This is a genomic window from Actinoplanes sp. NPDC051470 (assembly GCF_040682035.1).
GTDB lineage: Bacteria > Actinomycetota > Actinomycetes > Mycobacteriales > Micromonosporaceae > Actinoplanes.
Genome location: NZ_JBFBAA010000012.1, coordinates 33,399 through 54,585, shown reverse-complemented (window position 1 = coordinate 54,585; position 21,187 = coordinate 33,399). Strand labels below are relative to the sequence as shown.

Here is a 21,187-nt window from a genome sequence, read left to right as displayed (position 1 = left end):
TAGCACGGGTGTACGAGAACTACACCCATGAAAGAAGGCGTGGTCATGGCTGCTCCCTCCGGAGACAACACGATCAAGGACCCGGACGACTGGACCACGGGTGACGAGCCCGCCACCGGGGCGCAGGAGTCATATCTCCACACGCTGGCGAGCGAGGCCCACGAAGAGGTGCCCGCCACGCTGACCAAGGCGGAGGCGTCCCAGAAGATCGACGAGCTCCAGGAAAAGACCGGTCGCGGCCGCTGAGCCGCTCCTGACCGAAGGGCCACCCCTACTGCAGCGGGGGTGGCCCTTTCTTTGTCTTTGTGGGTTTGTCCTTTGCGGGTGACCGCGCACGCAGGTGGAGCGAAGCGACCCTCGGCGGGAGCGACGGTCTGAACCACCCACCCAGCTACGACATCGGTTTCTGGCCGTCAACTCGGGTTGACGCAGACCTCCCGTCAACGTAGGTTGACACCTATGACCGAAGCGACCGACCTGGCTGCTGCCGCCTCCAGTGCTGACCCCCGGGTCGGGCTGCGTGCCGTCGTCGCCCTCCGTCGCCTGCTCGAGGGCCTGGAACACCTCCAGGTCGCCAACGCCCGCCGCAAGGGCTGGAGCTGGCAGGAGATCGCCGACGCGCTCGAGGTGACCCGGCAGGGCGTGCACAAGAAGCACGCCCGCCTGATGCCGATGATCGACCCACGGAAGGACTGAGATGTTCGAGCGATTCACCCACGGCGCACGAGAGATCGTCGTCGGCGCCCAGCAAGAGGCGCGCGAGCTGCACCAGTCCCCGATCGGCACCCAACATCTGCTGCTGGCGATGCTGGCCGACCCGTCGTCGGCCATCGCCCGGGCGCTCGCCGCGGACGGCATCGACCAGCGCTACGTCCGCGCCGAGATCCTCCGCCGGGTCCCCGCCGACGCCGCGCCGGACACCGCCACCCTCGTCGACCGCGACGCCGACGACCGTGAGGCGCTCAAGGCCATCGGCATCGACCTCGACCAGGTGCGCCGGGCCATCGAGGAGAACTTCGGGCCCGGGGCGCTGCGGCTGCCCCGCGCGCAGGCGCCGAAACGGCGCGGGCTGTTCGGCCGCTTCTACGCCGGCGAGGGCGCCAAGGGACACATCCCGTTCAGCCCGCGCAACAAGAAGGTGCTGGAGCTGAGCCTGCGCGAGGCCCTCCGCCTGAAACACAACTTCATCGCGCCCGAACACTTGCTGCTCGGCCTGCTCCGCGAGGGCGACGGCCTGGCCATGCAGATCATCACCGAACGGGAGGTCGACCTCGGCCGCCTCCGCACCACGCTCACCCAGGCGCTGAACGACAAGGCCGCCTGAAGGTTCCCGGGCGCCCCGGCCGGGTACTGGGGCGCCCATGAACTACCGGGTGGAGTACAACGGCGGTGACCTCGAGGTCACCACCCTCGACGCCGCGATGGACAACGCCAAGAACGCGATCGCCGCCGACCTCGGCCCGATCAGCGGCTGGACCGTCGAGCACGACGAGAGCATCAACGACTGGTTCATCCAGGGCGTCGTCAACGGCGAGCCGATCGGCCCCACCGCGGTCATCACCGGCCCCGACCCGATGGTCGCCTCGGTGGCCGCGCCGAGCCACCCGGCGCGCGACACCGACGGCTGGCTCCAGCGGGTCTCGTTCAGCGGCCAGACCGCGGCCGAGGCCTTCGGCGCGGCGACCAGCTGGCTCAACTCCCGGGCCTCGGTGATCACCGTGACCGACGTGTCCTGGTCGGACGGCCGGCTGCGGCTCTACTTCACCGAGCGCTCCTGACCGACGCCGTGGCCGACCCGGCCGAGCCGGCCCGCATGGAGCTGCCGGGTCACCGGTGAACGTCAGTCGGTGTGGGGCAGTTTCGAGGCCGGGACGACGCCGAGGCGGCCCTTCTGGAAGTCGTCGAACGCCTGCTTGAGCTCCTCGCGGGTGTTCATCACGAACGGGCCGTGGTGGGCCACCGGCTCGCGGAGCGGGCGGCCGCCCATGATGAACAGGTCGAGCTCGGACGAGGACGAGACCCGGATCGCGTCGCCGGGGCCGTACACCGCGAGCTGGCCCATCTCGATCGGCCGGGACTCGGCGCCGGCCGTGCCGCGGCCGGACATCACGTAGACCAGCGCGTTGTAGTCGGCCGGCCAGGGCAGGTCGAGGCGGGCGCCGGGCTGGAGCGTGACGTGGGCCAGGTTGATCGGCGTGTGCGTGGAGCCGGGGCCCTCGTGACCGGCCAGGCCGCCGGCGATCACCCGGATCAGCGCGCCGCCGTCGGGGGTGGTGAGCAGGACCGACTCGCGGCCGCGGATGTCCTGGTACTTCGGGGCGATCATCTTGGCCACGCGCGGCAGGTTCACCCACAGCTGCATGCCGTGGAACAGGCCGCCGCTCATCACCAGCTGCTCCGGCGGCGCCTCGATGTGCAGAATGCCGCCGCCGGCCGTCATCCACTGGGTGTCGCCGTTGGTGATGGTGCCGCCGCCACCGTTGGAGTCCTGGTGGTCCATGACGCCGTCGATCATGTAGGTGACCGTCTCGAAGCCGCGGTGCGGGTGCCACGGTGTGCCCTTCGGCTCGCCCGGGGCGTAGTCGACCTCACCCATCTGGTCCAGGTGGATGAAGGGGTCGAGCTCGTTGACGGGTACGCCGGCGAAGGCGCGCCGCACCGGGAAGCCCTCGCCCTCGTAGCCGCTCGGCGCGGTGGTGAGCCGGCGGACCGGGCGCTGCTGGGCGGCGGGGTCGAGTTCGGGCAGGCGGGGCAGGACGAGGACGTCGTCGACGGTGATGGCGGGCATGGCTCAGGCCTTTCTGATCCGGGCGAACGCGCGGCCGATGACGGCGAGTTCCTCGTCGTCGAGGTGGTCGATGAAGCGGGCACGAACGGTTCTGAGGTGAAGCGGGGCGGCGGCCTCGAGCTCGGTCAGGCCGGCGCTGGTCAGCACGGCCTCGCTGCCGCGGCCGTCAGCGGCGCACGGCTGCTTGCGGACCAGGCCGCGCTTGACCATCGAGTTGATCTGGTAGGTGATCCGGCTGGGCGAGAACACCAGCCGCCCGGCCAGCTCGCCCATCCGCAACCGCTTCCCGGGCGCCTCGGACAGCACGACCAGCACGTGGAAGTCGGCCATGCTCAGGCCGGTGGCCGCCCGCAGCTCGTCCTCGAGCCGGGTGTGCAGCGCCCACGACGACTCGACGTAGGCGCGCCACGACTCCTGCTGCGTCGGGCTGAGCGGTTCGGTCACGATCCCCACGATAGGTCTTTCAAAATTGAAATACCAGAGATGTGGCGTATGCCTCCGTTAGCCTGATTTTTGATGGCTCCCCTCCGCACCGCCTTCCCCACGCGTCACCCTGTTCCGGCCACGGCGGTCCGCTGATGCCCCGCGTCCTGGTCACCGGCGCCGGCGGGATGATCGGGCGCGCCGCCGTCGATCATCTGCTCGCTTCGGGCGTACCCGTCACCGCCTTGTCGAATGTGCCCCTGGAGAGTGACGGCGCGCGGGTGGTCATCGGGGACGCGCGGGACCCCGGCGTGGTGGCCGGCGCGCTGGACGACGTCGACGCGGTCATCCACCTGGCCGCGATCCCGTCCCCGCTGAGCGACCCGGCCGAACTCGTCTTCGCCCTGAACACCCAGGCCACCTTCACCGTGCTCGACCAGGCCGGCCGGGCCGGGGTGCGGCGGGTCGCGCTGGCCAGCAGCTACGCCATCTGCGGCCTGCCGTTCGCGCCCCACCGGCTGACCATGCCCTACCTGCCGATCGACGCGGCGCTGCCGTTGCAGATCCACGACGCGTACGCCCTGTCGAAACGCGTCGACGAGGAGACGGCGGCCATGATGCGCCGCCGCTACGACCTGACCGTGGTGGCGCTGCGGCTCCCGTTCGTCGGCTCGCCGTCCGACCGGCTGGCCTCGGCCGCCCGGCGATACGCCGACGACCCGCTGACCGGCGCCAACGACGTCTGGTCCTATCTGGACACCCGCGACGCCGGCCGGGCCATGGTGGCGGCGCTGACCCCCGCGTCGCCCGGCTGCCATGTCATCTACGTGGCCGCGCCGACGACCCTGGCGCCGTACCCCACCGACGACCTGCTGGCCCGCTTCCACCCCGGCACCCCGCGCCCGTCGTTCCCCGGCCGCACCGTGCCGATCGACCTCGCACCGGCGCGCGAGCTGATCGGCTTCACCGCGCGGCACATCTTCGAGGGCCGGCCTTAGCAGGTGTCCCCGGCGCTGCGCTGGTTCTTCGCCGGCCGCTCGATCTCGCTGATCGGAAGCTTCATGTCGCCCGTGGCCCTGGCCTTCGGCGTCCTCGAGCTGACCGGCAGCGCCGCCTGGCTGTCCGCGGTCACCGCGTCGGCCCTGGTGCCGATGGTCGCGACGATGCTCCTCGGCGGCGCTGTCGCCGACCGCTACCGCCGCGACACCGTGCTCGTGCTGACCAGCCTCGGCGCCGGCCTCGCCCAGACCGGCGTCGCGGTGCTCCTGCTCACCGATCGGCATCCCGCGCTGCTGCTGCCGTTCTCCGCCCTGAACGGCGTCTTCCAGGGCCTGACCACGCCCACGCTCCGCGGCATCCTGGCCAACCTGACCTCCGGTCTCGGCCTCCAGCGGGCCGGCTCCCTGCTGGCCGCGGCCGGCAACATCGCCCGGATCGGCGGCCCGGCCGCCGCCGGCCTGCTCACCGCCGCGGCCGGCGGCGGATGGGCGATCGCCGCCGACGCCGCCTCGTTCCTGCTGGCGGCCGCCTGCTTCGCCCGGATGAGGTTGCCCCGCCTGGAGCCCCGGCCCGCCGACCTGCGGGAAGGCTGGACCTGGTTCAGGTCGCACCGCTGGTTCTGGTCGGTCACCCTGGCCTTCGCCGTCTTCAACGCCACCAACATGGGCTTCTGGCAGATCCTCGGCCCGGTCATCGCCAACACCACCATCGGCGCCGCCGCCTGGGGCCTGGTGCTGAGCGCCCGCGGCGCCGGCGCCCTGCTCTCCAGCGTGGTCCTGGTGCGGGTGCCGCTGATGAGCCGGCCGATGCGACCGGCGCTGTCCTCGATGACCGTGGCCACGCTGCCACTCATCCTGCTGGGCGCCGGCGCCGGCACCGTCGGGCTGGCCGCGGCGTCCCTTCTGGCCGGCGCGGCCGCCGAGTTCTTCACCGTCACCTGGCAGACCGTCACCAACACGCTCATCCCCGAGCGCCTGCTCTCCCGGGTCGGCGCCCACGACGAGTTCTGGTCGACGGCGTCCTCCCCCGCCGGCCAGCTGGCCGCCCCCCTCCTGGCCGCAACCTTCGGCACCGCGGTCGTGGCCATCACCGGCGGCGCGATAGCAGCGGCGGCGATGCTCCTGACGGCCTCCATTCCCGCGTTCCGAGCCATCAGGATCGGCCGTGACCCGGGCTGACGGGCGGCGGCGGCGCTTGTTCCCCTGGGGTGCCCGCTCGTGTTCATCTGGGGTGCCCGCTCGTGCTTGGCGACTTGCTCTGGCGCCGTCGCCGCCGCCTTGATTCGCACCCTGCGCAACGACGCGGCCCGCGCCACTCTGACCAGTGTCCTGATCCTCTCCATCCTGCTTCAGGTGCCCGCGGCCCGCGCCGTGATCAACCACGTCGCCTTCGGCCGCACCAACTCCGGCGGGATCCTCCTCGGCCGCCACCAGTGGCAGAAGCTCAAGGCGCGCGGTGTCATCCGGCGCTTCAGGTAGACCTCTGATCCGGCGTTTCCCGCCAGGAAGCCCGCCCTCGGGGATCATCTTTACCAGCCAGAGCACTACCGTTCCTGAGGTGTGGTGGAGGAGCGAGCCCGGGACAGCCTGATCGGTGTCGGCGCGGATCTGTTTGCTCCTGACTCCGTTTCTGACGTGTGGTGGAGGAGCGGGCAAAGATGGCCTGGTGGTGGCAGACGCTGATCGGTGTCGGCGTGGGTCTGCTGCTCGGGTGGCTCGCGCTGGTGGTCGCGCTCCTGGTCGCCAAGCCCGGGACGGCGCAGATCAAGGAAGCCCTCCGGCTGCTGCCCGACGTGTTGCGGTTGCTGCGCCGGCTCGCCGCCGACCCGACGCTGCCCCGCGGGGTGCGTGTGCGGCTCGGTCTTCTCCTGGCCTACCTGGCGTTCCCGTTCGACCTCGTACCCGACTTCATCCCCGTCCTGGGCTACGCCGACGACGCGATCATCGTCATCGTTGTGCTCCGCTCCGTCGTGCGTCACGCCGGACTCGCCGCGGTCCGAGAGAAGTGGCCAGGCACGGAAGACGGCTTCGCCGCCCTCATCCGCCTCACCGGACTCACCCGGTGACACAACGCCCTCAACACCCACTCGCGGACCGCCCGGCGGGCGTCGCCAACCTCGCGGGCCTCGCCGCCGGCCGCGAAGCCTAGGCAGGCCGTGCCGTGGTCAATCGCGAGAGACTCAGGCAGGAACCCCGTCCGGCAGGTCGATATGCGTGGAAGCCCCGTGGTGTCTGCCACCAGGCATCAGTCGGGGGCGGGTGACGCTCAGGCCGCGAGCCATTGATGACGTCGGCGCGGCGAAGCACTTGATCAAGTATGCCGACCGTGACCCTGCCCGATGAGGATCGGGGATGCACACCATGCGCTGGCCAGATGGCGCGACCGCACGAGGATGGCGCGAAGCGCCGTCAGGGTGGCCACGCACGCAGAATGAAGGTCGCGCGGCTCTGTTTTGGACGCGCCAGCGGCCAGGAGCCGGGTGGCCGCCCTCGGCGGGAGCTGCGGTCTGCACCACCCACCCAGCAACGACATCATGCTCTTGATCTTGAAGTCGCGGTCAGCGCCACCCCCTCGGATGCGAGATCCTGATCTCTGACTTCCGGCGAATCACTGCGGACGCGAACGGCGACGGGGACGGGCATGGCTGAGGTGGCGTTGCGGGCGTTGGGTGAGGCGGACATGGACGCGGTGTTCGCGCAGATGCGCGACCCGGAATCGGTGCGGATGGCGGCATTCACCGCGGACGATCCCGATGACCGGGTCGCCTTCGACGCGCAGCGGGCGCGGATCGCGGTGTGGCCCGGGGTTCAGGAGCGCGCGATCACCCTGGACGGCGTGTTCGTGGGAACCATCGCCACGTTCGTGCAGGACGGTGAGACCGAGCTCACCTACTGGGTGGATCGGGCGTTCTGGGGGCGGGACATCGCCGGGCGGGCGGTGAAGCTGATGCTCGACGAGGTGCGGACCCGGCCGATCGTCGCGCGGGCCGCGGCGGACAACGCCGGGTCGTTGCGGGTGCTGGCGAAGAACGGGTTCGTGGTCGTGGGGACGGAGACCGGGTTCGCGATTGCGCGGCGGGAGGAGATCGAGGAGTGCGTGCTTCGGCTCGAATGATTGGATGGCGGCATGGGGTTGTTCACGGTTGACGAGGCTCGGGCTGAGCTCGTCCGGTTGCTGCCGATGCTTGACGAGATGGTCACGGTGCGTGCTGACATGGTGGAGTTGGCGTCGGGGGCGCCTACGCCGCTGGGTGGGCTTCCCGAACGCAAGGCGGCCGAGGCCCGGCTCAACGAGCTGATGGCCGAGGTCCAGCAGACCGGCGCCGAGTTGAAGGGCGTGGCGCCGCTGCTCATCGACTTCCCCGCCGACCTGGACGGGGTGCCGGTGCTGCTGTGCTGGCTGGAGGGCGACGCCGAGCTGTCCTGGTACCACCGGGTTGACCTGGGGTTCGCCGGGCGGCGCAAACTGTAGGCATGTCTCGAGTCGTCGTCATCGGCGCCACCGGCCACATCGGCACCTACCTGGTTCCGCGGCTGGTCCGCGCCGGCCACGAGGTGATCGCGCTCAGCCGGGGCAGCCGCGATCCCTACCACCCGTCCCCGGAATGGCAGTCGGTACAGCGCGTGACCGCCGACCGCGAGACCGCTTCGTTCGGTGACCGGGTCGCCGCGTTCGAGGCGGACGCCGTCATCGACCTGGTCTGCTTCACGCCGCAGCAGGCCCAGGACCTGCTCGACGCGCTGCGCCCGACCAAGCCGCTGCTGGTGCACTGCGGCACGATCTGGGTGCACGGCCCCGCGCTGCGCTCCCCGATCACCGAGGACGAGCCGCGCACCGCCTACGGCGACTACGGCGTCGCCAAGATGCACATCGAGTCCCTGCTGCACCGCGAGACCCGCACCGGCGGCGTGCCCAGCGTGGTCCTGCACCCGGGCCACATCTCCGGCCCCGGCTGGCCGGTCATCACCCCCGCCGGCAACCTCGACCCGACCGTCTGGACCACGCTCGCGCTGGGCAAGCCGCTCCCCCTGCCCGACAACGGCCTCGGCGTCCTGCACCACGTCCACGCCGACGACGTGGCCCAGGCCTTCGAACGCGCCCTGACCCGCCCCGCCGCCATCGGTTCGAGCTTCCACACCGTGGCCGCCCAGGCCATGACGATGCGCGGCCTGGCCACCGGCGTGGCGGCCTGGTTCGGTCGCGAGCCGGCCTTCGACATGGTGTCGTGGGCCGAGTTCGAGACCCGCGTCGGCGCCGATCACGCCGCGACGTCCCGCGATCACGGCCACCGCAACATCGCCGCGAGCATCGACCGGTCCCGCGACGTTCTGGGCTATTCGCCCAGGTACACGGTGGTGGAGACGCTGCGCGAATCGGTCCGCTGGCTCGCCGCCAACGGCCAGGTGGACGTCGGCGGACAAGAATTCTGAAGATCATTGACCGCAACTCCCGCCAAGGCCCTGTTTTCGTCCCAACCAGATCAAGATCAAGAGCTTGATGTCGCACCTGGGCGGGGAGCCCTGACCGTCGCTCCCGCCGAGGCCGGCCGCGCGGCTCCTGGCCGCTGGCGCGTCCAAAACAGAGCCGCGCGACCTTCATTCTGCGTAAGTGGTCACCCTCCAGGCGCTCCGCGCCCCAACCCCTCCACCGCCCCGCTACTCCACGCCGCGCCCCAACCTCGCCACCGCCCGCTGCTCTTCGTCGGGCCCACTGCTTTCGTGCTCGCGCGTCGCAGCCCCGGTTCGGGCGGCTCGCCGGTGTCGCCGACGCGGTGGGCTACGGAGCACCGCGATCCCGCCCCCTGATCCGGCGAGGGCTGAGCAAGACTGATCTGCTGACGATGCATGAACCGCACACACGTTGGGAGCCCGGTATGGCACGTCTCAAGCAGGTCGTCGTCGATTGCGAGACGCCGTCCGCGCTGGCCCGGTTCTGGGCGGAGGCGCTGGACGATTTCGACATCCGGCCCTACGACGACGAGGAGGTCGCCCGCCTGGCCTCGCTCGGCCTCACGCCGGAGACCGATCCGGTCGTCATCCTCGACGGCCCCCACCTCGAGGTCTGCTTCCAGAAGGTCGAACTCGAGCCGCGATCGAAAACCCCCGTGCACTTCGACATCGCGTCCGCGGACTGGCGGGCTGAGATCGACCGCCTCACCGCTCTGGGCGCAACCGTCAAGGAGCGTTTCGAGGCCCACGCCTGGATGCGCGATCCGGAGGGCAACGACTTCTGCATCGTCGACGGCACTCGCTGACCGTCCGACCCGGCCCGTGACGTCCGTGCCGGGTTCCGTCTGGGTCAGAACCTGACGGTCGACCAGTCGTTTCAGTCCGGCGCGACTGCCCTCGTGGATTGCCGTTCGTGCTCGAACCCGGCGTCGACCTCGGTGTGTGCCCGACGACCGCGTCCAGCGGCGCACACCAATCACATTGCCAGTGACCGCTGCCGCTGCCCCAGTCACTGCTCGAGCCGCTGTTGCTGTTGCTGTTGCGGTCGCGGTCGCGGCCATGATCCGTTCGGTCATACCCAGCACCCACGCGACCTAGCCACCGCAAACATCATGACCAGCACAGACGCCACGCCATCGGGCGATGGCGAACTATCGAAACTCACCGACACCGTGTGTGAGCGAGCGTGGGCAATACGCCAGGCCAACCACCGCCCTGAGCTCCTTTGCTCTGCGCACATATAGGCAACACTCGGATACCGGCAACATCCGGATACCGCCACCATCGAAGCGGTGCCTATATGTGCGCAGAGCAAAGGGCCGCAAAGTAGGTGGCCAGCGTCACGGCGGGGCGGCGCGCAATGGTCGCCAGCCTGCGAAAGCTCGCACGGCGAGGTACAGCGCGGCGTGGGCACTCGACGGGAGAATTAAGGACCGACGCGCGCGGGCGAGACGCCGATCCAGGCGCACGAGACACGGGGGGAAGACGCAGGGGCGAGACGCGGACCGGCCGAGCCGTCGACCCAAGCGCACGGGGCAGGCGCACGACCGGGGCTCACGGGGAGCCTAGGTGGGCAACCCGAGCGCGGGTGAGGCGCGGCGGCGGCTTGTTCGGACGCTGGGCGGGTTGTGGGGAATCCGTTGGGGCGGGCGCGGCCCGCGGGCTACGGGCGCCGGGGTTCTGCTCGACGGGAGAGTGGCGCTCCGGAGCCTTCGTAGTGGCGTGGTGACGGAGTCGGCGTTGGGCGGTTGGGGTGGGTTCGCGGGGTGGCTGGTGGTCTTGGAGAGGGTGACCACTTACGCAGAATGAAGGGGTCGCGGCTCTGTTTTGGCCGCCCTGCGGCCTGGAGCCGGGAGCCCGGCCTCGGCGGGAGCGACGGTCAGGGCCACCCGCCCAGGTGCGACATCGCGTTCTTGATCTTGTCGTTGGGTGGGTCAGCTGGTCATGAGGAGCATGGCGGCCACGCCGGTCAGGACCAGGATGGCCATGGCGATCAGGAGGCCCCGCTCGGAGGAGGCGGCGGGCTCGGAGGCGATGGGGGTGGTGATGGGCTCGGAGCTCATGGTGATCTCCTCGGAAGAGGGGGCGGTCGACATGCAGAATCGGCACGGTCGGCTTAGCGTGTGGGCGTGCCGCTTACTGATTGGTTCCTCACCAGCGAGGAGCGCGGCAACCCGGACTCCTCCATACCCACCTGGACCGCCGGAAACACGGCTGAACCGCTGATACACGGTGAAACGTATTTTGACCGGCTGGTGGCCGAGGTGGAAACCCTGGGCGAGGGCGACACGTTGTTCTTCACCGACTGGCGGGGTGACCCGGACCAGCGGATGCGGGACGACGGGCCGACGATCGCCGAACTGCTCGCCGCCGCGGCGAAGCGTGGGGTGGTGGTCAAAGGGTTGCTGTGGCGCTCGCACCTGGACAAGTTCGCGTACTCCGAGGAGGAGAACCGGTCGCTGGCCGACGATGTGGCCGCGGCCGGCGGCGAGGTGCTGCTCGACCAGCGGGTACGGCGGGGTGGCTCGCATCACCAGAAGCTGGTCGTGATCCGGCGCAAGGACGGTGACGACCTGGCGTTCGCCGGTGGCATCGACCTGTGCCACAGCCGGCGGGACAACGCTGACCACGCCGGTGACCCGCAGGCGGTGGTGATGGCCAAGGCCTACGGCGAGCATCCACCCTGGCATGACGTGCAGCTCCTGCTGCGCGGGCCGATCGTGGGGGCGCTCGACCTGACCTTCCGGGAACGCTGGACCGACCCGGCGCCGCTCGATCAGCACGGGCCGATCTCCACGATCCAGGACAAGCTGCGGCACGCCGACCTCAGCGCCGACCACCTGCCCGAGCAGCCGCCGGATCCGCCGGAGGTGGGAACGCTGGCGATTCAGGTGCTGCGGACCTACCCGGCGATGCGGCCGGCCTACTCGTTCGCGAAGCTCGGTGAGCAGACGGTCGCCCGCGGGTACACGAAGGCGATCAAGCGGGCGCGGCGGCTGATCTACCTCGAGGACCAGTACCTGTGGTCGCGCGAGGTGGCCAACCTGTTCGCCGAGTCGTTGCGCCAGCACAGCGACCTGCACCTGATCGCCGTGGTGCCGCGTCACCCGGATGTGGACGGGCGGTTCGCGCTGCCGCCCAACCAGGTCGGCCGGGAACACGCGATCTCGCTGTGCCGGAAGGCCGCCCCGGACCGGGTGCACGTGTTCGACGTCGAGAACCATCAGGGCACGCCGGTGTACGTGCACGCGAAGGTGTGCGTGGTCGACGACGTCTGGGCGTCCGTGGGGTCGGACAACTTCAACCGCCGGTCGTGGACGCATGACAGCGAGTTGTCCTGCTCGATCCTGGACGAGACGGTCGACGGCCGCTCCCCGGCCGATCCGGCCGGTCTGGGCGACGGCGCCCGCCGCTTCGCGCGGGATCTGCGGCTCCGGCTGCTGCGGGAACACCTCGACGCGTCCGACGACGAGGGCCTGGTGGACCCGGACGAGACGGTACGCCGGGTGAACGCGACCGCGGACCGGCTGCGGGACTGGCATCGCGGCGGACAGCGGGGTGCCCGGCCGCCGGGCCGGCTGGTGCCGCACGAGACGGGCAAGTTGTCGTGGTTCACGAAGGCCTGGGCGACGCCCGCCTACCAGCTGATCTATGACCCGGACGGGCGCCCGCGGCGGGACCGGCGGGCCGGCAACTGGTAGGGCTGGGCATACCCGGGTCCTAGGGCTGGACGGCTCGTGGCGGGCGGTGCCGATTGCCTACCGTGATCGGCATGTCCAGCATCTGGCCGGCCCTGCGTACCCGGCGTTTCCTGCTTTCTTCCTGGCCCTGGCGGTCCCTGCTCTACATGGTGACCACCGTGATCGTGGCCGCGCCGGTGGCCGCGGTCAGCTGGCTGCTGGCCCTGCCGTGGCTGGTGACGCTCAGCGACCTGCGGAACGGGCAGCTTCCGCACTACCACAACTACCTGCTGATGGTCGTCAGCGTCGTGGTGCTGGCGCTGTTCGGCCCGCTGGTCGCGGTGCCGCTGGCCGCGATCGAACGGCGGCGGCTCGGGCTGCTCGACCCGCGGGAGGTCCGCAGCGCGCACCGGCCGGCGCCGAGCGACCCGATCGCCTGGCTCCGGCTGCGCTACAGCGAGGCCGCGACGTGGCGCGAGCTGCTCTACGGGCTGCTGTTCACCCTGGTCGTGCCCGTGGTCTACGGCGTGCTGGTCGTGATCACCGGGATCGAGCTGGCGCTGCTGACCGCGCCGCTGTTCGCCGTGGGCTCGTCGGCGATCCAGCTCGGCTCGATGACCATCGACACGCCGGGCGAGGCGGCGATCGCCTCCGTGATCGGTCTGGTGCTCATCCCGCCGCTGGCCTACCTCGGTGGCGGGGTGGCCGCCGCCCAGGCCGCCGCCGCGCGGGCCCTGCTCGGTGACAACGACCGGACCTCCGGCGCCCTGCGCGAGGTGGCCCGCTCCCGGGCCCGGCTGGTCGACGCGTTCGAGGCGGAACGCCGCCGCATCCAGCGCGACCTGCACGACGGCGCCCAGCACCAGCTGACCAGCCTCACCCTGCAACTGGGCATGGCCCGCCTCGACCTGCCGGCCGGCTCGCCCGCCGCCGAGCCGCTGAACCGGGCCCACGACCAGGCGAAGGACCTGATGGTGATGCTCCGCGACATCGTGCACGGCATCCGCCCCCAGGTGCTCGGCGATCTCGGCCTGATGCCGGCGCTGCGCGAACTGGCCGACCGCGCGCCGCTGCCGGTGATGGTCATCGCCCCCGACGTGGTGACCCGCCCGCCCGAGCACGTGGAGACCACGGCCTGGTTCGTGGCCTCGGAGGCGCTCGGCAACGTCACCAAGCACGCGGCCGCCCAGCACGCCGAGGTGCGCGTGATCTGGGACGGAGAAGACCTGATCCTCGAGGTACGCGATGACGGCGCCGGCGGCGCCGACCCCACCGCCGGCAGTGGCCTGACCGGGCTGGCCGACCGGGTCGCGGCGGCCGGGGGCAGGCTGCTGCTGGCCTCTCCGCCCGGGGGTGGCACCCTGGTGCGCGTGGAGTTGCCGTGCCGGTGAGAGTGGTCCTGGCTGAGGACGGCGTGCTGCTGCGCGAGGGTCTGGCCGGCCTGCTGGGCCGGTTCGACTTCTCGGTCGTGGCCGCCGTCGGTGACGCCGTCGCGCTGGTCTCGGCCGTCGCCGCGACCACACCCGACCTGGTCATCACCGACATCCGGATGCCGCCCGAGCACACCGATGACGGCCTGCGCGCCGCCGTCCAGCTGCGGACGTCCCAGCCGTCGCTGCCCGTCGTGGTGCTCAGCCAGTACGTCCAGGAGGAGTACGCCTCGACCCTGCTCGACACCGGCACCGGCCGCGGCGTCGGCTACCTCCTGAAGGACCGTGTCGTCGACGTCGAGGATTTTGTGGCGGCGCTGCGATCGGTGGCCGCGGGCGGCACGGTGATCGACCCCGAGGTGGTGCGGCGGCTGCTCAACCGGTCCCGCGACCCGTTGAGCCGCCTGTCGGCCCGGGAGACCGAGGTGCTGGCGCTGATCGCCGAGGGCCACTCCAACTCGGCCATCGCGGGCCGGCTCTTCGTGTCCGAGGCCGCCGTCGGCAAGCACGTCGGCAACATTCTCAGCAAGCTCGACCTGCCACCGGCCGAGGACACCAACCGCCGGGTCCTGGCCGTCCTGGCCTACCTGCGCAGCGACAATCCCCGCTGACAGGTCAGCGGCGGGGCAGCACACCCAGGAGCGTGGCGGTCAGGGCCAGCTTCAAGGCGTCCTCGAGCTCCAGGTGGAAGCGGGCCAGTTCGGGCTCGGCCTGGTAGGCCGCCAGCAGGCTGGGCGGCGGGGTGCTGTAGGCCGACAGCGCGCCGGCCATGACCATGGTCTGCAGGCTGAACAGGGTCGCGTTCTCGCCCAGCTCGGGCAGACACTTCCGGATCAGGTCGGTCATGGTGGTCAGGCGGTCCAGGGAGGCGCGCTTGTACCGTGCCACGACCTCGACCGACACGTTGTGTTCCAGGACGCTGCCCTGGGCGCCGAAGAGGTCGCACAGCACCACCCGGGCGGCGAGGGAACGGCTGAGGATCTCGGCCACCGCGGCCGCCCGCCCGGCCATGGGTGACTTCTGGTCGACGCCGTCGGCCAGCTCGCCGGCCAGTTCGGTCAGCCACTCGCGCAGGAAGTGGTCGAGCAGTTCCAGCAGCACCGCCTCGCGGGACTCGAAGTAGCGCAGCACGTTCGGCTTGGCCAGGCCGACCCGGCGGCTGAGCTCGTTCAGGGTGACCGCGGCCACCGGCATCTCGTCGAGCATCGCCGACGCCATGTCGAGGATCGCCCGCCGGCGGATCTCCCGCTGCTCCTCGGTTCGCGCCCGCTGAAACGTCATGATCACCAGCCTAACTTAGGTACCTGCGGTACGTTGACAACGTACCGTAAGTACTTTAACGTCGTCGGCACAAGATACCTTCGGTACGTTAGAGAGTCAGGGGCTCGACATGAGCGAGAAGTGGACCACGGCCGACCTTCCCGACCAGCGCGGACGGGTGGCCGTCGTGACCGGGGCCAACACCGGGCTGGGGTACGAGACGGCCAAGGCGCTCGCCGGGCGCGGCGCGTCCGTGGTGCTCGCCGTACGGGATGTCGAGAAGGGTGAGCGGGCCGCGGCCCGCATGACCGGCGACGTGACCGTGCTGGCGCTCGACCTGACCTCGCTCGACTCGGTCCGGACCGCGGCGGCGGCGCTGCGGTCCCGGCTCGACCGGATCGACCTGCTGATCAACAACGCCGGCGTGATGTACACACCGAAGCAGACCACCCGGGACGGCTTCGAGCTGCAGTTCGGCACCAACCACCTCGGCCACTTCGCGCTCACCGGGCGGCTGCTCGACCTGATGCTGCCGGTGCCCGGCTCACGCGTGGTGACGGTCAGCAGCACCGGCCACCGCATTCGGGCCGCGATCCACTTCGACGACCCCCAGTGGGAGCGGTCGTACAGCCGGATCGCCGCCTACGGTCAGTCCAAGCTGGCCAACCTGATGTTCACCTACGAGCTGCAGCGCCGGCTCGCCCCGCACGGCACCACCGTCGCGGCCGCCGCGCACCCCGGCCTGTCCAGCACCGATCTCGCCCGCAACACCCCCGCCGCCCTCCGGCTCCCGCTCACCTGGCTCGCGCCGCTGATCACACAGACACCGGCGATGGGCGCGCTGGCGACCCTGCGCGCCGCCACCGACCCGGCCGTGCTCGGCGGCCAGTACTACGGTCCCGGCGGACGCAACGAGGTGAAGGGCCACCCCCGCCTGGTCACCTCCAGCCCCGAGTCGTACGAGGTGGCCGTCCAGCAGCGGCTGTGGGCCCTCTCGGAGAACCTCACCGGCGTGACGTTCCCCGTCGCTCAGCTCACGCGCGGCTGAAGGCTCCAGTTGGCCGGGACCCAGATCGGGGCCTCGGGGTGGCCGGCCAGGGCCAGCGTCACCCGCCACGACTGCATCGGCGGCCGGCCTTCGGTGTCCCAGCGGCGCAGGATGTCGCCGGCGTCCTGGGCGAGGGCGCGGCTGCCGGTGGTCAGGACGGAACCGTCGGGCGGGATGGCGGCGCCGTTGACCCGGTCCTCATCCAGGAGGACCAGGCAGGAGTGCTCGGTGCCGGGGATGGCGGCGTGGGTGGCTCGGCGGTGCCAGACGCCGGCGGCGTACCACAGGTCGCGGTAGGTGATGGCGTCGACGGGCGGGTCGAAGCGGGGCGCCGAGGCCTGGGTGAGCGGGGCCAGGTCGCCGGGGGCGGCCGGCGCCGGGTGGGCGAACTGGTGGTGCGCGGTCAGCGGGCCCGCGGCGCTCATGAAACCGGACGGGCAGATGACCTCGGCGGTCACCGGGCCGGCGGCGGCGCCCCGGACGGCCAGCACGGGATGGGTCCCGGCGTGTTCGACCGGGACCACGGCCAGGCCACCGGGGTCGAGCTGGTTCAGCCATCGGGGTGACAGGCCCGCCACGCCGACGGTGACGATCACGCGGTCGAAGCGGTGGCCGGGGGCTCCGGCGTACCCGTCACCGGTCTGGACCTCGACGCCTTCCACGCCCACGCCGCGGAGGGCGGCGGTGGCTCGGGCGGCCACGTCGTCCTGGACGTCGACGCTGACCACGGTGGCGCCGAGGGCGGCCAGCAGGGCGGCGTTGTAGCCGGTGCCGGCGCCGATCTCGAGGACCCGGTGGCCGGGGCGCACGTCGAGCGCGGCCAGCATGATCGCCATCAGGGACGGCTGGCTCGAGGAGCTGATCGGCAGCCGGCCGTCGACCTTGGTGACCAGGACGTCGTCGCGGTGGACGAGGTCGAGGAAGTCGTGGTCGCGGGGCGTGACCCAGCCGCCGCGGGGGCGCTGGAAGCCGTCGGGGACGAAGGCCTCGCGCGGCACGGCGGCGAACGCGGCGGCCAGCTCGGGGGTGAGCGGCGCGCCGGCCGTGCGCATCTGGTCGACGAGGCGCGCCCGCCGGTCGCTGCCGGTCACCCGTTCACCGTACGGCGGCCACCGCGGCGGTGAGACCTTCCCGCACGTCCGCGGCGTGATACGGGTGTTCGGCGGGCTCGATCTTGGCCACGAAGTCCGCGTAGATGACCGCCCGGCGCAGGTGGAAGACCGGGCGCATCAGCTCGGCGGCGAGCTGCGGGTCGCTGTCCGGGCGGGCGGCACGCCAGCGCAGCGCCCACGCCGCGGTCAGCGCCTCGGCCTCGGTGCCCGGCAGCCCCTCGGTCAGGCGCAGGATGTCGTCGGCCGGGTGCCCGACGCTGGCGTCGCCCCAGTCCATGATCACGGCGGGGGCGCCGGCCCGGATGCGGGCGTTCCCCGGGTGCAGGTCGCCGTGCACGATCGTGTCGGGCAGGCGGCAGGCGGCGATCCGCTCGAGCCGCCGGGGCAGCTCGTCGATCAGCTCGCCGAGGCCGTCGACGTCGGCCCGGTGCCCGGCGGCGACCCGGGCGAACGGCTCGACGGCCAGGCGCGCGTCGGGCAGGCCCACGGCGAGCAGGTCGTCGACCCGGTCGGCGAAGTGTTCCTGCACCGGGTGCCACTCGGCGGCGATCTCGGCGCGCACCCCGGCGCCGGCCCCGAAGCCGTCCTCGCCGGGCACGTGGGCCAGCAGCATCCGGCCCTGGGAACCGGCGGCGAGCAGGGGCGGCACCAGGCCGGGCGCGACCCCGGCGACCAGGCCGAGCACGGCCGGCTCGTGGGCGAAGAACTCGGGCACCTGCTTGAGCCAGGCGACCGGGGCGCCGGCCACGTCGAGCCGCCAGATGGCGGAGAGGTTCCACGTCTTGCGCTGGGTGGCGACGGCGTTGGGGCTGCCCAGGGCGTCGAGCGCGGCGATGGCCCAGCGGATGGAGGCGGCCGGGCCGCCCGGTTCGGCGTACGGGGCGCGGCACGGCTGCGGCGACAGGTCGGGGTCGGCGGGCTCCACCGCGATCGGCGGCGACCCGGCCAGCTGGGCGAGATACGTCACCGTGCCGCCGCCGGTGGCCGCGGTGGCGCCCGAGGCGGTGAGCAGACGCAGCACCTGGACCTCGATCCCGTAGCGGGAGCGGGCGCCGGCCACCACCTCTTCGACCTCCGGCCACCACGGCACCGACACGTCGAACGGCGGCAGCGCGCCGAGCGGGACACCGAGGGTGTCGAGCAGAACCAGTTTCACTGTGCGACCCACGACCGAGACCGTAACGTGTGCGACGTTTCCGCGCGGGGCTCCGGGGATACCGTTTCGGCGTGAATTCCGCAGAGGTCGGGTGCCGGTTGGTCTTCGACGTGACGTCACCCGCCGAGATCGTGCTCCAGATCGCGGCGGCGGGCGCGTCGTCGGAGAGCCTGACCGCCACCTGTGACGGCCGGCCGCTGGCCGTCTCCGACGACTTCCGGGCGCCGGTCGGCCGGGTCGTCGTCTCCTACCAGGCGCGCGTGTCGACGCCACCGCCGCCGGCGCCGATCGGCCGGATCGAGGCGCTCCGGCCCAGCCGATACTGCCCGTCGGACCGGTTGGGCGGCTTCGCGGCCCGCATGTTCGGTGGGGCGGACGACCCCGTGCGGGCGATCGTCGACTGGGTCAACCGGCACCTGATCTATCAGGCCGGCGCCAGCGGCCCGTCCACCGACGCGATCGACACCCTGCTGTCCGGCCAGGGCGTCTGCCGGGACTACGCCCACCTGACCGCCACCCTCTGCCGGTCGCTCGACATCCCGGCGCGGGTGGCCGCGGTCTACGCCCCCGGACTGTCCCCTATGGACTTCCATCTGGTCACCGAGACGTTGCTGGACGGCGAGTGGCGGGTGTGGGACGCCACCCGGCTGGCGCCGCGGCCGACCCTGGTCCGGATCGCCACCGGGCGGGACGCGGCCGACACCGCCTTCGCCACCACCATCACCGGGGCGCTGACCATGCCCGAGCTGGAGATCTTCGCGGTGGCCGCGGACGACCTGCCCTACGACGACCATCAGGCGCTGGTCTCGCTGCCCTGACGGTACTTTCGTACCACCGACGGCTGCCCCATGATCGGCCGGAGGACGGTCGTTCCGGGACATCTTTCCCGCGAGCCTGGGTACATGCGCAAAGTATTTGTGATCATCGCTGTGGTGGCCGTCGTGGTGTGCGGGGTGGGCGGCTGGTTCCTCTACAACGGAATCAAGATCGGCGACCAGATCGCCACATCGTCCATCAACCAGGCCGAGTTCGACGCGCAACAGGTCGGCGGGGAGGAGACCGCGGTGCGGGAGGCGTTGCCGGAGCCGCTGCCCGACGAGGACGAGTCGGACATCTACGGCTCGGACCCGACGCGGCAGGGCAAACCGGCCGGCTCGAACTGCGTCTACTACGCGGTCAAGCCGCTGACCGAGGGCGGCGACCGGCCGCTGTTCCGGTTCTGCTTCGCGGGCGGCAAGCTGGCCGAGAAGAAGCAGATCAGGGTCGCGAGCTGATGGTTCGGCCGGCGGGTTTCCCCTGGTACGAGGCGACGCTCGCCGCCACGCTCGCGGCGGCCACCGCGGGGCTGTCGCTCCTGGGCTCGATGCCCCCGGTGACCGCGGCCCTGCTCGCCGTGGCCGACCTCGCCCTGGTCGCGCTGCGGCGCCGGTTCCCGGCGGCCGTCCTGATCGTGGCGGCCGCCACGATGGCCGTGCCCGGCCGCGCCGATTTCCTGCTCGCCTTCGGGCTGGCCTTCGCGGCCGGTTTCCGGATCCGCGGGCCGTGGCGCCTGACCGGCACCCTGGCCGCCGTCCTGGTCCTCCAGGTCGGCGGCCTCTGGCTGCGGGACCGGACCGTCCAGCTCTCGACGACGCTGCTCACCGTCGGCACCTTCCTGGTGCTGTCGGCGTTCCCGGCGACCCTGGCCCGGTTGTCGGCCCAGCGCCGCCGGATCCTCACGCTGATGCACGAGCGGACCGTCTATCTCAACGAGCAGCAGCGGATCATCGCCGAGCGCGCCCGGGCCCGCGAGGCCAACCGGATCGCCCGGGAGATGCACGATTCGCTCGGTCACCGGCTCACGCTCCTTTCGCTGTACGCCGGAGCGCTGCGCTCGGCCCCCGAGCAGTCGGCCGAGACGGTGCGGTTGCTGCACGCCACCTCGGTGACGGCGATGGAGGAGCTGCGGCACATCCTCACCGTCCTGCGGGACGAGTCGGCCGAGCCGGACGGCGACCACGACGTGGACAAGCTCGTCGCCGACGCGCGCGGGGCCGGCGCCCAGATCGAGCTGACGCGCTCCGGTCCACCGGTCGACGTGCCCCGGATGATCGAGCACGCCGCCTACCGGACGCTGCAGGAGGGTGTCACGAACGCGCTGCGGCACGCCCGGGGCGGCGCGATCCGGGCGGCGCTGCGGTTCGAGGACGACGCGCTGGTGGCCGAGGTGGTCAACGAGCCCGGCCGGCGGGGTGACGGGCCGGCCGGCGGCGGGCAGGGGCTCTACGGTCTGGCCGAGCGGATCCGGCTGGCCGGCGGGGTGCTCTACCACGGCGTGGAGCCGGACGGCGGCTTCCGGGTGGCGGCGACGCTGCCGCTGACCGCGGTGGCGCCGATGCCGGCGGCCGCCGGGAAGTCCGGTGGCGCGGTGGATGTGCCGGACGAGTTCGGCGCCGATCTGCGCCGGGTCGATTCGCGGCGCCGGCTCTGGACCGTGGTGGTCGGGGTGAGCGCGCTGGTGGTGGTCGGGCTGTGCGCGGGCGGCATCTGGGTGGCGGTGCGGCAGCAGACCGTCGATTCCGCGACCTTCGAGCGGGTGCGGGTGGGTGACAGCGCTGTGGGCGTACGGGAGAAGCTGCCGGACCGGGACGCCGCGCTCGACCCGGCCCGGGTTCTTCCGGCGGCGCCCGCCGGCGGTGATTGCGTGGCCTACCGGGCCGCGCCGACGTTGCGACCGGCCGGCGTCGAGGGATATCGCTTCTGCTTCGGGGCCGGCGCCCTGATCTCGAAGGAGGAACTCGCCGATGTGGACTGACTTCCGACCCGCGGCCGGCTCTCGCATCCCGGTTGATTCTGGTGTCTCG

At 71.8% G+C, this 21,187-nt stretch carries 25 protein-coding genes; 19 read left to right on the top strand and 6 right to left on the bottom strand.

Annotated elements, in window-relative coordinates:
* The first annotated feature begins 45 nt into the window (after positions 1–45).
* The 4 genes from AB0M54_RS21725 (at position 46) to AB0M54_RS21710 (ending at position 1,778) form a co-directional block, all read left to right on the top strand.
* Positions 46–246 carry a DUF3072 domain-containing protein gene (locus AB0M54_RS21725; protein ID WP_364323373.1) on the top strand — a complete coding sequence of 67 codons (201 nt, stop codon included), beginning with the start codon at positions 46–48 and terminating at the stop codon, positions 244–246.
* A gap of 213 nt (positions 247–459) precedes the next feature.
* Entirely contained in the window at positions 460–696 is a 237-nt protein-coding gene (locus tag AB0M54_RS21720) for a helix-turn-helix domain-containing protein (RefSeq protein ID WP_364323371.1), read from the top strand.
* A gap of 1 nt (position 697) precedes the next feature.
* Positions 698–1,324 carry a Clp protease N-terminal domain-containing protein gene (locus AB0M54_RS21715; protein ID WP_364473346.1) on the top strand — a complete coding sequence of 209 codons (627 nt, stop codon included), beginning with the start codon at positions 698–700 and terminating at the stop codon, positions 1,322–1,324.
* Positions 1,325–1,361: 37 nt separating this feature from the next.
* A complete protein-coding gene (locus tag AB0M54_RS21710; protein WP_364323367.1) occupies positions 1,362–1,778 on the top strand; it encodes a hypothetical protein in 417 nt (138 codons plus the stop codon).
* A 62-nt stretch (positions 1,779–1,840) separates the two neighbouring features.
* Here the strand turns inward: AB0M54_RS21710 and AB0M54_RS21705 are convergent, their stop codons facing one another.
* Entirely contained in the window at positions 1,841–2,788 is a 948-nt protein-coding gene (locus AB0M54_RS21705) for a pirin family protein (protein ID WP_364473344.1), read from the bottom strand.
* A 3-nt stretch (positions 2,789–2,791) separates the two neighbouring features.
* A complete protein-coding gene (locus tag AB0M54_RS21700) occupies positions 2,792–3,232 on the bottom strand; it encodes a MarR family transcriptional regulator (RefSeq protein ID WP_364323363.1) in 441 nt (146 codons plus the stop codon).
* A gap of 134 nt (positions 3,233–3,366) precedes the next feature.
* Between AB0M54_RS21700 and AB0M54_RS21695 the strand changes: the two genes are divergently transcribed.
* The 8 genes from AB0M54_RS21695 (at position 3,367) to AB0M54_RS21660 (ending at position 9,464) form a co-directional block, all read left to right on the top strand.
* Entirely contained in the window at positions 3,367–4,209 is an 843-nt protein-coding gene (locus AB0M54_RS21695; protein ID WP_364473342.1) for an NAD(P)-dependent oxidoreductase, read from the top strand.
* A gap of 3 nt (positions 4,210–4,212) precedes the next feature.
* Positions 4,213–5,388, top strand: a complete 1,176-nt coding sequence (locus tag AB0M54_RS21690; RefSeq protein WP_364473340.1) for an MFS transporter — start codon at positions 4,213–4,215, stop codon at positions 5,386–5,388.
* A 39-nt stretch (positions 5,389–5,427) separates the two neighbouring features.
* A complete protein-coding gene (locus AB0M54_RS21685; protein WP_364473338.1) occupies positions 5,428–5,688 on the top strand; it encodes a hypothetical protein in 261 nt (86 codons plus the stop codon).
* Positions 5,689–5,867: 179 nt separating this feature from the next.
* Positions 5,868–6,275: a DUF1232 domain-containing protein gene (locus AB0M54_RS21680; protein ID WP_364473336.1), complete on the top strand. Its 408-nt coding sequence runs from the start codon at positions 5,868–5,870 to the stop codon at positions 6,273–6,275.
* A 575-nt stretch (positions 6,276–6,850) separates the two neighbouring features.
* Positions 6,851–7,324 carry a GNAT family N-acetyltransferase gene (locus tag AB0M54_RS21675; protein WP_364473335.1) on the top strand — a complete coding sequence of 158 codons (474 nt, stop codon included), beginning with the start codon at positions 6,851–6,853 and terminating at the stop codon, positions 7,322–7,324.
* 12 nt (positions 7,325–7,336) lie between these two features.
* On the top strand, positions 7,337–7,681 hold the full coding sequence (locus AB0M54_RS21670; protein WP_364473333.1) for a DUF2203 domain-containing protein: 345 nt from the start codon (positions 7,337–7,339) through the stop codon (positions 7,679–7,681).
* 2 nt (positions 7,682–7,683) lie between these two features.
* Positions 7,684–8,640 carry an NAD-dependent epimerase/dehydratase family protein gene (locus AB0M54_RS21665; RefSeq protein WP_364473331.1) on the top strand — a complete coding sequence of 319 codons (957 nt, stop codon included), beginning with the start codon at positions 7,684–7,686 and terminating at the stop codon, positions 8,638–8,640.
* A 443-nt stretch (positions 8,641–9,083) separates the two neighbouring features.
* Positions 9,084–9,464 carry a VOC family protein gene (locus AB0M54_RS21660; protein WP_364473329.1) on the top strand — a complete coding sequence of 127 codons (381 nt, stop codon included), beginning with the start codon at positions 9,084–9,086 and terminating at the stop codon, positions 9,462–9,464.
* Between the two features lie 1,128 nt (positions 9,465–10,592).
* On the opposite strand, the gene AB0M54_RS21655 is transcribed toward AB0M54_RS21660, so the two are convergent.
* Positions 10,593–10,721, bottom strand: a complete 129-nt coding sequence (locus tag AB0M54_RS21655; RefSeq protein WP_364323345.1) for a hypothetical protein — start codon at positions 10,719–10,721, stop codon at positions 10,593–10,595.
* A gap of 66 nt (positions 10,722–10,787) precedes the next feature.
* On the opposite strand from AB0M54_RS21655, the gene AB0M54_RS21650 reads away from it, so the two are divergent.
* The 3 genes from AB0M54_RS21650 to AB0M54_RS21640 all read left to right on the top strand — a co-directional run bounded on the left by AB0M54_RS21650 (position 10,788) and on the right by AB0M54_RS21640 (position 14,379).
* Positions 10,788–12,359: a phospholipase D-like domain-containing protein gene (locus AB0M54_RS21650; protein ID WP_364473327.1), complete on the top strand. Its 1,572-nt coding sequence runs from the start codon at positions 10,788–10,790 to the stop codon at positions 12,357–12,359.
* Positions 12,360–12,430: 71 nt separating this feature from the next.
* Positions 12,431–13,729, top strand: a complete 1,299-nt coding sequence (locus AB0M54_RS21645; RefSeq protein WP_364473325.1) for a sensor domain-containing protein — start codon at positions 12,431–12,433, stop codon at positions 13,727–13,729.
* Positions 13,726–14,379, top strand: coding sequence for a response regulator transcription factor (locus tag AB0M54_RS21640; RefSeq protein WP_364323802.1), 654 nt, complete (start codon positions 13,726–13,728; stop codon positions 14,377–14,379). The genes AB0M54_RS21645 and AB0M54_RS21640 overlap by 4 nt, the downstream gene beginning before the upstream one ends.
* Positions 14,380–14,383: 4 nt before the next feature.
* Here AB0M54_RS21640 and AB0M54_RS21635 read toward each other — a convergent pair whose 3' ends face one another.
* Positions 14,384–15,049, bottom strand: a complete 666-nt coding sequence (locus tag AB0M54_RS21635) for a TetR family transcriptional regulator (RefSeq protein ID WP_364323339.1) — start codon at positions 15,047–15,049, stop codon at positions 14,384–14,386.
* 109 nt (positions 15,050–15,158) lie between these two features.
* On the opposite strand from AB0M54_RS21635, the gene AB0M54_RS21630 reads away from it, so the two are divergent.
* Entirely contained in the window at positions 15,159–16,076 is a 918-nt protein-coding gene (locus AB0M54_RS21630) for an SDR family NAD(P)-dependent oxidoreductase (RefSeq protein ID WP_364473323.1), read from the top strand.
* On the opposite strand, the gene AB0M54_RS21625 is transcribed toward AB0M54_RS21630, so the two are convergent.
* A complete protein-coding gene (locus tag AB0M54_RS21625) occupies positions 16,058–17,167 on the bottom strand; it encodes a methyltransferase domain-containing protein (protein ID WP_364473321.1) in 1,110 nt (369 codons plus the stop codon). The two genes, AB0M54_RS21630 and AB0M54_RS21625, sit on opposite strands and share 19 nt — an antisense overlap.
* A gap of 4 nt (positions 17,168–17,171) precedes the next feature.
* Positions 17,172–18,356 (bottom strand): phosphotransferase, encoded by a 1,185-nt coding sequence (locus AB0M54_RS21620; protein ID WP_364473319.1) that lies wholly within the window; start codon positions 18,354–18,356, stop codon positions 17,172–17,174.
* A 59-nt stretch (positions 18,357–18,415) separates the two neighbouring features.
* On the opposite strand from AB0M54_RS21620, the gene AB0M54_RS21615 reads away from it, so the two are divergent.
* The 3 genes from AB0M54_RS21615 (at position 18,416) to AB0M54_RS21605 (ending at position 21,138) form a co-directional block, all read left to right on the top strand.
* The gene (locus AB0M54_RS21615) at positions 18,416–19,162 is read left to right on the top strand and encodes a transglutaminase-like domain-containing protein (RefSeq protein ID WP_364323331.1); all 747 of its coding nucleotides are present in this window, start codon (positions 18,416–18,418) and stop codon (positions 19,160–19,162) included.
* Between the two features lie 84 nt (positions 19,163–19,246).
* On the top strand, positions 19,247–19,618 hold the full coding sequence (locus AB0M54_RS21610; protein ID WP_364323329.1) for a hypothetical protein: 372 nt from the start codon (positions 19,247–19,249) through the stop codon (positions 19,616–19,618).
* Entirely contained in the window at positions 19,618–21,138 is a 1,521-nt protein-coding gene (locus tag AB0M54_RS21605; RefSeq protein WP_364473317.1) for a histidine kinase, read from the top strand. The genes AB0M54_RS21610 and AB0M54_RS21605 overlap by 1 nt, the downstream gene beginning before the upstream one ends.
* Positions 21,139–21,187: the final 49 nt, after the last annotated feature.